This is a genomic window from Corallococcus sp. CA041A (genome assembly GCF_003612075.1).
Lineage (GTDB): Bacteria > Myxococcota > Myxococcia > Myxococcales > Myxococcaceae > Corallococcus > Corallococcus exiguus.
Genome location: NZ_RAWF01000720.1, coordinates 1 through 410, shown reverse-complemented (window position 1 = coordinate 410; position 410 = coordinate 1). Strand labels below are relative to the sequence as shown.

At 64.1% G+C, this 410-nt stretch carries 1 protein-coding gene; it reads right to left on the bottom strand.

Features of this window, described 5'->3' with window-relative positions; genetic code table 11:
* On the bottom strand, positions 1-410 hold a 410-nt coding region (locus D7V77_RS42805), incomplete at both ends, for a M15 family metallopeptidase (RefSeq protein WP_147452399.1).

Below are 410 nucleotides of genomic sequence, written 5' to 3'. Positions count from 1 at the left end.
ACTCAGCCGTCTGCCCGTACAGTTCGTAGCCGCGCATCGCCCACGGGTCTTTCTCGCTGATGACCAGCTTGCCGTCGCGGAAGAACGCGTTATCCGCCGCCAAGCCGTACTGGTGATAGCTCTGGAACGCCGTGGCCTGCGTGACATTGCTGCCCATCGCCGCCAGCTTCACTTGCCGCTCGGGGCTTCGGTAGCCTTCGAGCAGCGCCATTTCGTAACCGTGTTCGTCGCGCATGATCTTGTAGACCAGCAGCAGACGCTGACGGAAATCCGCATCGAGCAGGTTCCAGTCGCGGCTCGCATCGCGGATGGCCGGGCGGATCTGCTCGACTTCACGCGTGGTGAACACCTCGGGCGGCAAGGGCGGCGGCGGGATCAGCCGTTCGCCATTGAGCAGCGCCGAGATGTGC